This window comes from Campylobacter sp. RM12640, from assembly GCF_020137595.1.
GTDB lineage: Bacteria > Campylobacterota > Campylobacteria > Campylobacterales > Campylobacteraceae > Campylobacter_E.
Window position 1 is genome coordinate 45,544 of the sequence record NZ_JACGAU010000012.1, and the last position, 14,156, is coordinate 59,699.

At 27.8% G+C, this 14,156-nt stretch carries 15 protein-coding genes; 14 read left to right on the top strand and 1 reads right to left on the bottom strand.

What is annotated here, in order from left to right; translation table 11 throughout:
- Nucleotides 1-46 precede the first annotated feature (46 nt).
- The 13 genes from mobB (at nt 47) to AVBRAN12640_RS06030 (ending at nt 12,882) form a co-directional block, all read left to right on the top strand.
- The gene (gene mobB, locus AVBRAN12640_RS05970; protein ID WP_336608542.1) at nt 47-517 is read left to right on the top strand and encodes a molybdopterin-guanine dinucleotide biosynthesis protein B; all 471 of its coding nucleotides are present in this window, start codon (nt 47-49) and stop codon (nt 515-517) included.
- Nucleotides 517-1,380, top strand: a complete 864-nt coding sequence (locus AVBRAN12640_RS05975; protein ID WP_336608541.1) for a class 1 fructose-bisphosphatase — start codon at nt 517-519, stop codon at nt 1,378-1,380. The genes mobB and AVBRAN12640_RS05975 overlap by 1 nt, the downstream gene beginning before the upstream one ends.
- The gene (locus AVBRAN12640_RS05980; protein ID WP_214117534.1) at nt 1,367-1,552 is read left to right on the top strand and encodes a hypothetical protein; all 186 of its coding nucleotides are present in this window, start codon (nt 1,367-1,369) and stop codon (nt 1,550-1,552) included. Before AVBRAN12640_RS05975 ends, AVBRAN12640_RS05980 begins: the two co-directional genes overlap by 14 nt.
- An 8-nt stretch (nt 1,553-1,560) precedes the next feature.
- Nucleotides 1,561-3,432 carry a methionine--tRNA ligase gene (metG, locus tag AVBRAN12640_RS05985; protein ID WP_336608540.1) on the top strand — a complete coding sequence of 624 codons (1,872 nt, stop codon included), beginning with the start codon at nt 1,561-1,563 and terminating at the stop codon, nt 3,430-3,432.
- A 3-nt stretch (nt 3,433-3,435) separates the two neighbouring features.
- A complete protein-coding gene (locus AVBRAN12640_RS05990; protein ID WP_336608539.1) occupies nt 3,436-4,275 on the top strand; it encodes a hypothetical protein in 840 nt (279 codons plus the stop codon).
- Nucleotides 4,272-5,672 carry a UDP-N-acetylmuramoyl-tripeptide--D-alanyl-D-alanine ligase gene (locus AVBRAN12640_RS05995; RefSeq protein WP_336608538.1) on the top strand — a complete coding sequence of 467 codons (1,401 nt, stop codon included), beginning with the start codon at nt 4,272-4,274 and terminating at the stop codon, nt 5,670-5,672. The genes AVBRAN12640_RS05990 and AVBRAN12640_RS05995 overlap by 4 nt, the downstream gene beginning before the upstream one ends.
- 110 nt (nt 5,673-5,782) lie before the next feature.
- A complete protein-coding gene (locus AVBRAN12640_RS06000; RefSeq protein ID WP_214120328.1) occupies nt 5,783-7,210 on the top strand; it encodes a catalase in 1,428 nt (475 codons plus the stop codon).
- A 1-nt stretch (nt 7,211) separates the two neighbouring features.
- Complete coding sequence (locus tag AVBRAN12640_RS06005; RefSeq protein WP_214120329.1) at nt 7,212-7,676, top strand: ankyrin repeat domain-containing protein; 465 nt, start codon at nt 7,212-7,214, stop codon at nt 7,674-7,676.
- A gap of 283 nt (nt 7,677-7,959) precedes the next feature.
- Nucleotides 7,960-8,661, top strand: coding sequence for an ABC transporter substrate-binding protein (locus tag AVBRAN12640_RS06010; RefSeq protein ID WP_336608537.1), 702 nt, complete (start codon nt 7,960-7,962; stop codon nt 8,659-8,661).
- 9 nt (nt 8,662-8,670) lie between these two features.
- The gene (locus tag AVBRAN12640_RS06015) at nt 8,671-9,366 is read left to right on the top strand and encodes a transporter substrate-binding domain-containing protein (RefSeq protein WP_214117527.1); all 696 of its coding nucleotides are present in this window, start codon (nt 8,671-8,673) and stop codon (nt 9,364-9,366) included.
- A gap of 308 nt (nt 9,367-9,674) precedes the next feature.
- Complete coding sequence (locus AVBRAN12640_RS06020) at nt 9,675-10,391, top strand: transporter substrate-binding domain-containing protein (protein ID WP_214117526.1); 717 nt, start codon at nt 9,675-9,677, stop codon at nt 10,389-10,391.
- 9 nt (nt 10,392-10,400) lie between these two features.
- On the top strand, nt 10,401-11,594 hold the full coding sequence (locus AVBRAN12640_RS06025) for an argininosuccinate synthase (protein WP_214120331.1): 1,194 nt from the start codon (nt 10,401-10,403) through the stop codon (nt 11,592-11,594).
- Nucleotides 11,595-11,853: 259 nt separating this feature from the next.
- Nucleotides 11,854-12,882 (top strand): cytochrome-c peroxidase, encoded by a 1,029-nt coding sequence (locus AVBRAN12640_RS06030; RefSeq protein WP_214117524.1) that lies wholly within the window; start codon nt 11,854-11,856, stop codon nt 12,880-12,882.
- A gap of 31 nt (nt 12,883-12,913) precedes the next feature.
- Here AVBRAN12640_RS06030 and AVBRAN12640_RS06035 read toward each other — a convergent pair whose 3' ends face one another.
- Nucleotides 12,914-13,276, bottom strand: a complete 363-nt coding sequence (locus tag AVBRAN12640_RS06035; RefSeq protein WP_214117523.1) for a histidine triad nucleotide-binding protein — start codon at nt 13,274-13,276, stop codon at nt 12,914-12,916.
- Nucleotides 13,277-13,360: 84 nt separating this feature from the next.
- On the opposite strand from AVBRAN12640_RS06035, the gene AVBRAN12640_RS06040 reads away from it, so the two are divergent.
- Nucleotides 13,361-14,156: phenylalanine--tRNA ligase subunit alpha (locus tag AVBRAN12640_RS06040; RefSeq protein ID WP_336612972.1), on the top strand; the 796-nt coding region annotated here is incomplete at its 3' end.

Genomic DNA, 14,156 nt, shown 5'->3' on the forward strand with positions numbered 1-14,156 from the left:
TCGTTTAATTTATAAATTTATAATTTTTAATAAAAAAGGTTAATCAATGAAAAAAGCATTCGCATTTACTGGCCCATCAAATTCGGGCAAAACTACACTAATTTGTAAAATTTCAGAGCATTTACAAAAGCTTGGCTTAAAGGTAGCAATAATTAAGCACGACCCAAAAGATAAAGCAGTATTTGATACGAATGGTAAAGATAGTTTTAAATTCTATCAAACGGGTGCTGAAGTTGCAGTTTTAAGTCCTGTAAAAACCACTATTTTTTATCACGAAAGCTTAGAAATAGAGCAAATAATAAAGCAATTTAGTGCTAATATTGTTTTAGTTGAAGGACTTAAAAGTTTGCCTTTACCAAGATTATGTGTGTTTTGCAAAGAAGTTGATGAGAGTTATTTAGAATATTCTTTAGCATTAGCTAGTTATTCTAATAAAGATTATGGTTTAAAGCAATTTAATTTAGATGATATTGCTAGTATTAGTGAATTTGTTTTGAATAATGCTAAGGAGATTTAATGCAAGAAATAATAGAAGCTATAAAACAAAGCGTTTTAAAGATTAAGCAAAGCTTTGATAACCCTGAATATGGCTATACAGAATTAAGCAATGCTAGTGGGGATTTACAACTAAAACAAGATGTATTAAGCGATATGATAATTACAAACGAGCTTAGTAAAATTGGCTCAATTAAAGCAATTATTAGTGAAGAAAAAGAAAATCCGCAATTTTTATACGATGATGCAAAATATATAGTTGCGTATGACCCACTTGATGGCTCTTCTTTATTTGATGTTAATTTTACAGTAGGAAGTATATTTGCTATCTATGAAAATACTGCAGAGCCTAATAGTTTAAAAGCAGCTATTTATTCAATTTATGGTCCTAGAACCCAATTAGTAGTTTGTATAAATGAGCCAAAATTATATGAATATGATGGAAAAGAATTTAAATTCTTAAAAGATTTAAAACTAAATGAAAAAGGTAAATTAAACGCAACAGGCGGCACTCAAAAAGATTGGAGCAAGGCTCATAAAGCAATGATTGATAAAATATTTAGTGATGGATACCGCTTAAGATATAGCGGTGCTATGGTTAGTGATTTACATCAGATTTTAATAAAAGGTGGGGGATTGTTTTCATATCCAAATACAAGCGAAGCTACATTAAATGATGGTAAATTAGGAAAACTTAGGGCTTTATTTGAAGTATTTCCTTTCGCTTATATTTACGAAAAAGCTGGTGGATTTTCAAGTGATGGGATAAAAGGCTCTAAAGGATATGAGAGTTTGCTTAATTTAAAATTTAGCACAATTCACGCAAGCACACCTTGCTATCTTGGTTCAATCAGTGAAAAGGCATATTTAGATGAATATTTATGAGAGTAATTTGCAAATTGCTAAAAAGAATTTGCAAGATTGCCAACAAAAAACACAAAATAAATTATCTTGTATAGATTGTGAAAAGCTCTGTGAGTGCGATATAAGAAATGCTTTTGTAAAGGCTACTTATGAAAATATGTCGCAAGGTGCTTCACAAGATTTTAATTTTTAAGGATTTAGATGAAAACATATATTACAACTCCAATTTATTATGTAAATGACAAAGCTCATATAGGTCACGCATATACTACTATAATTGCTGATACGCTTGCTAGATTTGCTAGACTTAAAGGAGATGAGACTTTCTTTTTAACAGGCACTGATGAGCATGGTCAAAAAATAGAAGAAAGCGCTATCAAAAACAACGAAAGTCCAAAAGCTTATGCTGATAAAGTTAGCAAAAGTTTTAAAGATTTGTGGGCTGAACTTGAAATTAGTAATGATTATTTTATTAGAACAACTGATGAAAATCATAAAAATTGCGTTCGTAAGATTTTTTTAAAAATGTATGAAAAAGGCGATATTTATAAAGATGAATACGAAGGTCATTATTGTGTATCTTGCGAGACTTTTCATACAAAAACTCAATTACTTGATAATGATAAATGTCCTGATTGCAAAAAGCCTACTAGAATTTTAAAAGAAGAAAGCTATTTTTTTAGACTAAGCAAATACCAAGATAGATTATTAAAATGGTATGAAGATAATCCTACTTGCATTATGCCAGCTAGCAAAAAAAACGAAGTAATAGCATTCGTAAAACAAGGCTTAAGGGATTTATCGGTAACTAGAACTAGTTTTTCTTGGGGCATAAAAATACCTGATGAATTAAATGATAGTAAGCATATAGTTTATGTATGGCTTGATGCTTTGAGTAATTATTTGAGTGCTTTAGGGTATTTAGATAATGATGAAAAAATGTCTTTTTGGCCTGCAAATATTCAATTAGTTGGTAAAGATATTTTAAAATTCCACGCAATTTATTGGCCTTGTTTTTTAATGAGCCTTGATTTAGAGTTGCCTAAAATGATAGGAGCGCACGGCTGGTGGACGGTTGAAGGCGAAAAAATGAGTAAAAGTGTAGGAAATGTAATAAATCCTATTGATGTTAAAAACGAATTTGGCAATGAGCCTTTAAGATATTTTTTATTATCTCAAATGCCTTTTGGAAATGATGGAGATTTTAGCAAACTTGCAACGGTTAATAAAATAAATGCTGAATTAGTAAATGAATTAGGTAATTTATTAAGCAGAAGCATATCAATGGCTAAAAAATATTTTGATTTAAAAGTGGAATTTGAATCAGGATTTAGCGAAGAATTAAATAAAGCAAATGAATATTTTAAAGCAAGTATAAATGCTATAAATGAGCTTAGAATGAATGAATATATAAGCGAAATTATGAAAGCTTTAAGTATAGCAAATGCGATGGTTTCAAAATATGAGCCTTGGACTATGATGAAAAACAACGAAAGCAAACAAACTCAAAGCTTATTAGCAGTAATTTTTAACATTTTAAAAAATGCTAGTATTTTATTAAGTCCTGTTATGCCAAAAGCTAGTACAAAAATAGCTAATGCTTTAGGAGTAAATATTGATACTAAAACATATAACGATATGTTTAATTTACAAAAAGAATTTAATTTAAACGAATGCGAACATTTATTCTCAAGAGTTGAGCTTAAAATTGAAAGCAAAGAAGAAGTAAAAAAAGAATTAAAAGAGCCAAAAATTAAAATTGATGATTTTGCAAAAATCAAAATGCAAGTAGCAACCGTCTTAGAATGCGAAAATGTAGAAGGTAGTGAGAAATTATTAAAATTCCAACTTGATTTAGGAACTGAAAAAAGACAAGTTTTAAGCGGAATTGCGAAATATTATAATGCTAAAGATTTAGTTGGCAAACAAATTATTTTACTTGCTAATTTAGAGAGTAGAAAAGTATTTAAGCATTTAAGTGAAGGTATGATTTTAAGTGCTAAAAATTCAGATGAAAGCTTAGTTTTATTAACACCACTTACTAAATGTGAAAATGGTGCAGTGATTGGATAAAAATTGGAAATAACTAATTTTTCAGAATTAATTAATGCAAAAATTATTAATAAGCCTAGTGTTTCTAGGCTTAAAGATTTTTGCCTTAATTTAAATAGCGTTACTAATGCTAGTGCGTTTTTTACTGATGAACAAGCATTGGCAAATGAAGCTATTAAAAAAGGTGCTTATGCAATAATTAGCACTAAGGATTTATCAATTAGTGATAAAGAAGTAGCATTTTTAAAAATAAATGATTTTGAATTTGCTTTAACAAGATTGCTTGCGTTTTATTCAATTGATAAAAGGGTAGTTTTATTAGATGAATTAAGCATAGAATGTTTAAATAGGCTAAATATTACTACTTTAAAAAATGACTTATTTTATGATTTTGAAAATATTTTAAAAAATAATTTAATCTTTTGCTCAAGCAAGGAATATTTAGATAAATTAAGCTTAAGCTATGAAAATGTAAAGTATTCTTATGAAATTATTAAACGCTCTAGTTTTTTTTATCAAGATTTAATATTAAATGATGAGTATTATTACAATGTTTTTATACCTATAATATTTACAGAACAATTTGCGAAAATCAATGTATTTAAAGAACTAAATATCAATTATTCAAATCTTAAATTATTAGATTTTATATTTTTAAATGATAATAATGAAATAGTCAAAATGAGCGAAGGCTCTAAAGTTGTGTTTTTTGAAAATAACGAATTAATCATTAGCGAAATCAAAAAACATTTAAATTTATTTGAAATCACCGAAATAAAAAACCATACTTATATGTTATATAAAGGCGATAAAAATAAATTTATTAATGAATTAAATGTATTTAACGAAGGGTTATTTTTATGATTTATATAGTTTCTTTTGCGTTTTCTTTTTTGATGCTTTATTATTTAGCTTTAGTATTGCAGTTAAATAATTATAAATTTAAAAGAGTTTTATTTAATTTTTCTAAAAAGCGTTGGCATTTTTATTATCTAATAGCACCATTTTTACTCTATGTAATTACTTGTGATATTAATCATTTTTTAGCCTTAGGAGTATCTATAATTTATCTTTTAGCTTTAATTTTTTTAGCAAAAAATATTGATAAACCTTTAGTATTTACAGCTAGGATTAAGAGATTGTTTTTATTTAATTTATTAGGTGCTTTTATATTTACCCCAATTCATTTTTATTACAAACTTGACCCACATACCTTAGATATTATAATTTTTGCATTTTTACTTTCGTATATTTGTGAGTATTTTGTAAATAAGAGTTTTTACAATAAAGCTTATAATAAAATAAGCAATTTAAAAGATTGTAAAGTAGTATTAATCACTGCAAGTTATGGCAAAACAAGTATCAAACATTACCTAGCTAGTATTACTCAAAACTATTTTAAAATTCATTATGCTAAAGGAAGTATTAATACTCTTTTAGGACTTATTAAAGATATTAATGAAAACCTAGACCCAAATACAAATTTATTAATAATAGAAGCAGGTGCTAGAAAAAAGGGCGATATAGAAGAAATCACAAAATTAGTCCGCCCACATTATGTAATAGTAGGACAAATTGGCACAGCTCATTTAGAATATTTTAAAAATATAGAAAATACTAAAGAAGTTAAAAAAGAAGCCCTAAAAAGCACTAGATTGGAATTAGCAATCACTCATAGTAGTGTAGGTGAGAGCTTTAGCTATGATAGTGCTTTAAGTGAGATAAAAGCTAGTTTAGATGGGCTTAGTTTTAAATGCAATGATGAAAAATATTTTGCTAATTTATTAGGTAGTTTTAATGCTAGTAATTTATGTGCTTGTATTTACCTAGCTAAGGCTTTAGGTTTAAATTACGAGCAAATTAGCAAAGAAATAGCTAATTTAAAAGCTACAGAACATAGATTACAAATCATCTCTCGTGAGCCAAAATTTATAATTGATGATGGGTTTAATGGTAATTATGATGGTATGAGTGATAGTTATAGAATAATTAAAGATTATAACTTAGGCAAAAAAGTCTTAGTTAGTCCAGGCATAATTGAAGCAAGTGAAGAGTTAAACAAAAAACTATGCGAAGTAATTAATGAATGTTTTGATTTAGCAATTATTACAAGTGAGACTAATGCTAGAATATATGATGAGAATTTAAAAATTAAAAAAATCATTCTAAAAGATAAAGCAAAATTAATTGAAACTTTAGCTAATGAAACTAAAGAAAAGGATTTAATAATATTCTCAAACGATGCTCCTAATTTCATATAAAATAGAATAAAATTATTAGCTAAAAAATTTTTTAGATAATAATTTTTATTATTTACCAATTATTATCCTATATTATTTATTATTACTTCACATTTTTAAAAGGAGATATAATGAAACAATTAACAACGGATTTTGGTAACCCAATAGGTTCAAATCAAAACTCACTTAGTGCAGGTGCAATGGGACCGCTTTTAATGCAAGATTATCAATTGATTGAAAAACTTGCTCATCAAAATAGAGAAAGAATTCCAGAGCGTGCAGTTCATGCAAAAGGAAGTGGAGCTTATGGAGAATTAAGAATAACACAAGATATTAGCAAATATACAAAAGCAAAAGTTTTTGCTAAGGGTGAAGTTACTCCACTTTTCTTACGCTTTTCAACAGTTGCAGGTGAAGCAGGTGCAGCTGATGCTGAAAGAGATGTTCGTGGTTTTGCGATTAAGTTTTACACAAAAGAAGGTATTTGGGATTTAGTAGGTAATAATACTCCTACATTTTTCTTAAGAGATGCTTATAAATTCCCTGATTTTATTCACACTCAAAAAAGAGACCCAAGAACTCATTTAAGAAGCAATAATGCGGCGTGGGATTTTTGGACTTTAACTCCTGAAGCACTACATCAAGTAACAATTCTTATGAGTGATAGAGGAATTCCTGCATCATATCGTCATATGAATGGATATGGTTCTCATACTTATTCGTTTATTAATGATAAAAATGAAAGATTTTGGGTTAAATTTCACTTTAAAACCAAACAAGGAATTAAGTGCTTAACAAATGAAGAAGCAGAAAAAATCATAGCAAAAGATAGAGAATCTCATCAAAGAGATTTATACGAGAATATTGAAAAAGGAAATTTCCCTGTTTGGAGCGTAAAAGTTCAAATCCTTGCAGAAAACGAAGTTGAAAAACTTGGATTTAATCCATTTGATTTAACAAAAGTATGGCCTCATAGCATTGTTCCATTAATTGAAGTTGGAGAAATGATATTAAATCGCAATCCACAAAATTATTTTAATGAAGTAGAGCAAGCTGCATTTAGCCCAAGCAATATTGTTCCAGGTATAAGCTTTAGCCCTGATAAAATGCTTCAAGCTAGAATTTTTAGCTATCCTGACGCACAAAGATACAGAATTGGTGCAAACTATCATCAATTACCTGTAAATAGAGCTAGAAATGAAGTTAGCACATATAATGTTGCAGGTGCTATGAATTTTGGTATAGGTGATAATTTAGCTAATGGTGCTTATTATGAGCCAAATACTTTAGGTGGTGCAAGTGAAAATGCTAAATATCTTGAGCCTGATTTGGCAATAGGTAATAGTGCAGCTAGATATGCTCCGCTTGATAATGATTTTTATACACAACCAAGAAATCTATTTAATATCTTACCTGCTGATGAAAAAGAAAGACTATATAAAAATCTAGCAGCAAGTTTTGATGGTGTAAAAGATGAAATCATTGCAAAAGCTCTAGCGCATTTTGAAAAAATTAGCCCTGAATATGCAAATGGCGTAAGAAAAGCTTTAGGAAAATAAAATGCAATTAAGTAGTGCCGAATTAGCAAGATACGATGAATTATGTAAAATGGCGTTGGATTTTGCAAGAAATAATGATTACAACACTCTCCTTAACATGATAAAGGCAGGATTTAATGTTGATTTTAAAGACCATCGTGGAAACACACTTTTAATGTTGGCTTGTTATAACGGCTCTTACGAATGCGCTCAAATGCTTATTAGCAATGGTGCAAGTGTTGATATGAAAAATGATAAAGGTCAAACTCCACTAGCTGGAGTTTGCTTTAAAGGTTATTTAAATATCGTAAAACTGCTAGTAGAAAATGGAGCGAATATTGATGAAAACAATGGTTTAGGAATGACTCCTTACACATTTGCTTTAATGTTTGGAAGAACTGAAATTGCTGAATATTTAGCTTCGCAAAAATCTAGTATATTAAAAAAATTAACGTTAAAACTCTTAAAACTCTTCAAAAAAGTATAAAATTTAAAAGCAAATAATATTTTTTTATAAATAATTAATATTATTTGCTATTTTATGATATATTTTGCAAAAAATTTTAAAGGAGATAAAATGTTAAATTGTAACAATCTAAATTCTTTTGTATTATTCACTAAAGCCCATTGACCCTTACTCTTATTTTTTAATTTCCCAATTTTTATTATTGTTTATTTTTTTAGTTTTTTATTTTTAGCATTTTAAGCTTTATAGCTTTATTTTATTTGCTTGAAAATAAATTTGTTTTATTGTTTTTAAAGGAAAAATTATGAAAAAATTTATTATTTTATTAGCATTTGTAATGCAAATTTTCGCACAAGATTTGATTAAAGTTGGAATTGACCCAGCATATGCACCATTTGGATATATGAAAGATGAAAAAATCGTTGGCTTTGATATAGATTTAGTAAATGAAATAGCTAAAATATTGGATATTAAAGTGGAATTTGTTCCTATGGATTTTGATGGTTTAATAAGTGGTTTAAAACTTAAAAAAATTGATATGATAGCTTCAGGACTTAGAAATACACCAGAAAGAGCTAAAAGCGTTGAGTTTAGTGATTTTTACTACATAAGTAGTAATTATTTTTTAAAACAATCTTCAAGAACTGATATTATTGAAATTAATGGACTTACTATAGGAGCACAATTAGGCTCAATTCAAGCTGATATATTAGCTAGATTTAAAGATGTAAAAATATTTTTAAATGCTGATACTTCAAATTTAATTTTAGCATTAGTTGGTGGCAAAATTGATTCTGTTTTAGTAGATAAAACTGTAGCCAAAGGATATTTAAGAAATTATAAAAATTTAGTTGTATTTAAGAAAACTGAAGAAAAAACTGATGGTCTTAGTTTTGCTTTTGCTAAAGGAAATACAAAGTTAAGAGATGAATTTAATAGGGCACTTAAAATTATAAAAGATAGTGGAATTTATGATAATTTAATAAAAAAATATGATATGGAATAAGGAAAAATTATGAAAAAATTAATTATTTTATTAGCATTTGTAATGCAAATTTTCGCACAAGATTTGATTAAAGTTGGTATGTCGCCTGGTTTTGCTCCGTTTGGATATATAAAAGATGAAAAAATCGTTGGCTTTGATATAGATTTAGTAAATGAAATAGCTAAAGTGTTGGATATTAAAGTAGAATTTGTTCCTATGGATTTTGATGCTTTAATGGGCGCTGTTAAATTAGGCAAAATTGATGTGATAGCTTCAGGACTTAGCAATACTCCTGCAAGGGCAAAAAATGTTGAGTTTAGTGATATTTATTACACTGGTTCAAATTGTTTTTTAAGATTAAAATCAAGAACTGATATTAAAGATTTAAATAATTTAGTAGTAGGAGTGCAATTAGGTTCAATTCAAGCTGCAATGCTTAATGAAATTCCTTCGGCAAAACCATTTTTAAATTCTGAAATTTCAAATCTAATCCTAGCATTAGTAAATGGCAAAATAGATGCTGTTATAGTTGATAAATTAGTAGCTAGAGGATACTTAAATACCTATAAAGAAATTGAAATATTTAAAGATATACAAGAAAAAAGTGGCACTAGCTTTGCATTTGCTAAAGGTAATATTAAATTAAGAGATGATTTTAATAAGGCTTTAGAAATTGTAAAAAGTCAAGGAATTTATGAAAAATTATTAGAAAAATATGAAATGTGATATTTTTTAATACAAATTTTGTTAATTTTGTTACAAATCGTAACGAAATTAACAAAAAAAATAATTTTTTATTATCATTAACAAAAAATATTGATATTATTATTTAAATTATTTTAAAGGAGAAAAAATGCAAAAGAGTGTTGCTAAATTATTTTTAAGACTTCGTTGATGCTTACTACTATTTTTTAATTTCCCAGATTTTATCATTGTTAATTTTTATTATTGTTAGTTTTATCATTGTTATTTAGGTTATTTTAGTTTTTTGCTCTAAGCAATTTAGTTATTTATTTTTATTAAAAGGATTAATTATGAAAAAGTTATTTTTAGGTTTTGCACTAGTTGCACAAATTTTTGCTCAAGATATTTTAAAAGTAGGAACATCTCCAGGTTATGCACCATTTGAATATATGAAAGATGGTAAAATTGTTGGATTTGATATGGATTTAGTGGAAGAAATAGCAAAAATACTAGATATTAAAGTTGAATTTGTTGCTATTGAATTTGATGGTTTAATCAATGCTTTAAAAGCAGGAAAAATTGATGTTATAGCTTCTGGAATGAATGAAACCCCACAAAGAGCAAAAAGTGTTGATTTTTCTAATTCATATTATAACGGGGTAAATTATTATGTTAAATTAAAAGAAAATACTAATATAAATTCTTTAGAAGATTTATCAAAAGGGGCTAAATTAGGAGCTCAATTAGGCACTTTACAAGCTGATGAAGTTAGTAAAATTAAAGGCGTAAAACCATATTTAAATTCTGAATTAATAGTTTTTGTTTTAGCAACGGTTAATAAAAAAATAGATGGTTTTGTATTAGACGCTGCTGTGGCTAAAGGCTATATTAATACTTATCCTGAACTTAGCGTATTTGCTAAAACACCAATTTTAGGTGATGGAGTGAGTTTTGCATTTGCTAAAGGTAATACAAAATTAAAAGATGATTTTAATAATGCCTTAAAAATTCTAAAAGACAACGGAACTTATGTAAAATTATTACAAAAATACGATTTAGATAATTAAGGAGAAAGTATGAAAAAAATTGTTTTAGCTTATAGCGGGGGTCTTGATACTTCAGCAATTATTCCTTGGCTTAAAGAAAATTATGATTGTGAAGTGTATGCTTTAGTAGCTGATGTGGGTCAAGATAAAAATGAATTAGTAGATGTTAAACAAAAGGCATTTAATTCAGGGGCAAAAGATTGTGTGGTAGTTGATTTAAAAGAAGATTTTGTTAAAAACTATATATATCCTACAATTTTAAGCGGGGCATTATATGAAGGCACATATTTACTAGGCACTTCAATGGCAAGACCGGTAATTGCTAAGGCTTTAGTTGATTATGCAATAAGCATTAATGCTGATGCTATCGCACATGGAGCTACAGGAAAAGGTAATGATCAAGTAAGATTTGAATATACTATAAACGCACTAGCACCTAAGTTAGAAGTTATAGCTCCTTGGAGAATTTGGAATATGAAATCAAGAGAAGATTTGCTTGATTTTTTAGCGTTAAAAAATATTAAAACAACAGCGAGTAAAGAAAAAATCTATAGCAAAGATGCAAACGCTTGGCATATTTCAACTGAAGGTGGAGTTTTAGAAGACACAACAACTTTTAATAATGAAGATTGTTTTTGTCTAAGTGTAAATCCAAAAATCGCTCCTAATGAAGCTGAATTAGTAAAATTAAGCATTGAAAAAGGTGTGGTTACAAAGGTAAATGATATTAGCTTAAGTCCTTACGAAGCTTTAAATAAACTTAATGAAATAGGGGCAAAACACGGAGTTGGTAGGATTGATATTGTGGAAAATAGGCTTGTGGGAATGAAATCAAGAGGATGCTATGAAACACCTGGCGGAACAATTATAAATACTGCTTTAAGAGCGTTAGAGCAAATCGTTCTTGATAGAGATAGCTTAAAATTAAGAGCTATGTTAGGACTTGAAATGAGCTATTTAGTGTATGATGGTAAGTGGTTTTGCCCTACAAGAGTTGCTATTAGTGCTGCGATTAATGAATTTAGCAAAGATTTAAATGGAGAAATAATTATAGAATTATATAAAGGCAATTGCAATGCAATGAGTAAAAGCTCTCCTAATAGTCTTTATGATAAAGATTTTGCAACTTTTAGCGAAGATGAAGTTTATAATCAATTTGATGCAGCAGGATTTATAAGACTATTTAGCTTAAGTGCAAAAATTAGAGCACTAAAAAAATCTTAATTTAATATTTTAGGTCTTTTCATTAAGACCTAAAATTATTCTATTTCTATATTTATTTACAATCTAATTCTATTTTCTAGCTATTCAAAACACTATTATTACGATATTTGTTTTAATTTTTACACAAAGCATATTGATGAATTAAATAATATTTTTTATCAAAAAATAAATTATAAAACTATAAAATTTTATATAAATAATATTTTTTATTATCTAAAAAACTTTATAATCTTTTTACTTTAATTAAAAGGAGAAAATAATGAAAAAAATTATGTTATCTTTAAGTTTATTAGTAGGTTTAAATGCTGCTAGTTTAATTGATGAAGCAAAAGAAGCAGGTTTGGTTGCTATACCTAGCGATAAAGCCAAATTAGAAGAATTAATTAAACAATATGCACCTGATTATGTAGAATATCCTACCACTAAAGAAAGAGTTGAACTTGGTAAAAAACTATATTTTGACCCAAGAATTTCAAAAAGTGGAATTATATCTTGTAATACCTGTCATAATTTAGGTTTAGGTGGAACTGATGGAGTTCCAGCAAGTACAGGGCATAAATGGTCTCCTAATCCACATCATCTAAACTCTCCAACGGTTTATAATTCTGTATTTAATTCTTCGCAATTTTGGGATGGTCGTTCAGGTCATTTACAAGACCAAGCAAAAGGACCTATCCAATCATCAGTAGAAATGGCAGCTATACCAAGTGAAGTTGTGAGCAAAATTACTTCAATTCCTGAATATGTTAATGATTTTAAAAAAGCTTATGGAGATAAAAAAATTGATTTTGATTTAATTGCTACAAGTATTGGTATTTTTGAAAGAACCTTAATAACTCCATCAAGATTTGATGAATTTTTAAATGGTAATGAGAAAGCTTTAAGTAAAGAAGAAAAACAAGGATTAAAACTATTTATAGATAAAGGTTGCACTGCTTGTCATACAGGTATTAATCTTGGTGGGACACTACAAGCATTTGAAGTAGCTAATAAATATAAATATGCAAATATAGGTGATTTTAAAGGAGATAGCGATGGTTTAATTAAAGCTCCTACATTAAGAAACATTGAATTAACCGCACCTTATTATCATAATGGTGCTATTTGGGAATTAGATGAAGCTGTTAAATTAATGGGAAAAATCCAATTAGGAATAGAAATAAATGATGAAGAATCACAATTAATAATTACATTCTTAAAATCACTAACAGGTAAAATGCCTGATATTACATATCCTAGCTTACCTGCTTCAACTTCTAAAACAATCAAACCTGATTTAGAATATTAAAACATTCCTAGCTAAATGCTAGGAAGTTAAATTAAAATAATGCTTCTTTATTTTCTTCAACTTTTGGGATAAATAGTTTTAATCCACCTAGCATATGAAAATGTAAATGAAACACTTCTTGTCCTGCATCAGCACCTACATTAGTAAGTAATTTATATCCGCTTTTATCAAGTCCTAATAATTTTGCAACTTCGTGAATAAAATCTGTCATTTTTGCCATTGTAGCACCGTCAACTTCTTGAAAACTTACAAATCTTTTTTTAGGAATTATTAATATATGAACAGGAGCTTTTGGATCTATATCGTGAAATGCTAAAAATTCATCATTTTCTAAAACTTTACTAGATGGGAGTTCGCCTATTACAATTCTTTCAAAAACATTTAAATCGCTCATTTTCTTTCCTTTTTTTAATAGTCTTAATCGTTTATTTATGTAATTTACACTAAAATTGTAAAAAATCAATAAAAAGGCTAACTCTTGGAAGATATTTTAATTAGTTTAGATAATTGTTCTTCGCTTGAAGAATTAGAGCAAATAAAGGTGCAAATTCTTGGTAAAAAAGGTTATTTAACAAGTGAATTTGCTAAGTTAAAAGACTTAGAAGGTGATGAAAAAAAACAAAAAGCAGAAATTTTAAATAAATTAAGAGATGAATTTAATGATAAATTTATTCAAAAGCAAAAATATTTAAAAGATGAATTTATAAAAGCAAAAGCTAAAAAAGATGCTTTCAATTTTGCTTATTTTGATGAGCGTTCAAATTCTGGTGCTCTTCATCCTGTAATGAGCACAATGGATAAGATAATTGATTATTTTTTAAGACAAAATTTTAGTCTTGAAGAAGGTCCGTTGATTGAAGACGACTTTCATAATTTTGAAGCTTTAAATTTACCTAAATCACATCCTGCTAGAGATATGCAAGATACTTTTTATTTTATAGATAAATTATTACTTAGAACTCAAACAAGTCCGGTGCAAATAAGAACTATGAAAAAACAAAATCCACCTATTAGAATGATTGCACCTGGTGCCGTATTTAGAAGAGATTTTGATATTACACACACTCCTATGTTTCATCAAATAGAAATGCTTGTGGTTGAAGATGGGGATAAAATATCTTTTGCTAATTTAAAATATGTTTTAGAAGAATTTTTAAGATATATGTTCGGAGATGTAAAAGTTAGATTTCGTCCAAGCTTTTTCCCATTCACAGAGCCTAGTGCAGAAGTTGATATATCTTGTGTATTCTGTGGCGGTTGTGGTTGTAGAATTT

What these genes read in the sequence shown, in the direction of transcription:
- mobB (WP_336608542.1), top strand. Translation starts at nt 47, where the DNA reads ATGAAAAAAGCATTCGCATTTACTGGCCCATCAAATTCGGGCAAAACT.
- AVBRAN12640_RS05975 (WP_336608541.1), top strand. Translation starts at nt 517, where the DNA reads ATGCAAGAAATAATAGAAGCTATAAAACAAAGCGTTTTAAAGATTAAG.
- AVBRAN12640_RS05980 (WP_214117534.1), top strand. Translation starts at nt 1,367, where the DNA reads ATGAATATTTATGAGAGTAATTTGCAAATTGCTAAAAAGAATTTGCAA.
- metG (WP_336608540.1), top strand. Translation starts at nt 1,561, where the DNA reads ATGAAAACATATATTACAACTCCAATTTATTATGTAAATGACAAAGCT.
- AVBRAN12640_RS05995 (WP_336608538.1), top strand. Translation starts at nt 4,272, where the DNA reads ATGATTTATATAGTTTCTTTTGCGTTTTCTTTTTTGATGCTTTATTAT.
- AVBRAN12640_RS06000 (WP_214120328.1), top strand. Translation starts at nt 5,783, where the DNA reads ATGAAACAATTAACAACGGATTTTGGTAACCCAATAGGTTCAAATCAA.
- AVBRAN12640_RS06005 (WP_214120329.1), top strand. Translation starts at nt 7,212, where the DNA reads ATGCAATTAAGTAGTGCCGAATTAGCAAGATACGATGAATTATGTAAA.
- AVBRAN12640_RS06010 (WP_336608537.1), top strand. Translation starts at nt 7,960, where the DNA reads ATGAAAAAATTTATTATTTTATTAGCATTTGTAATGCAAATTTTCGCA.
- AVBRAN12640_RS06015 (WP_214117527.1), top strand. Translation starts at nt 8,671, where the DNA reads ATGAAAAAATTAATTATTTTATTAGCATTTGTAATGCAAATTTTCGCA.
- AVBRAN12640_RS06020 (WP_214117526.1), top strand. Translation starts at nt 9,675, where the DNA reads ATGAAAAAGTTATTTTTAGGTTTTGCACTAGTTGCACAAATTTTTGCT.
- AVBRAN12640_RS06025 (WP_214120331.1), top strand. Translation starts at nt 10,401, where the DNA reads ATGAAAAAAATTGTTTTAGCTTATAGCGGGGGTCTTGATACTTCAGCA.
- AVBRAN12640_RS06030 (WP_214117524.1), top strand. Translation starts at nt 11,854, where the DNA reads ATGAAAAAAATTATGTTATCTTTAAGTTTATTAGTAGGTTTAAATGCT.
- AVBRAN12640_RS06035 (WP_214117523.1), bottom strand. Translation starts at nt 13,276, where the DNA reads ATGAGCGATTTAAATGTTTTTGAAAGAATTGTAATAGGCGAACTCCCA.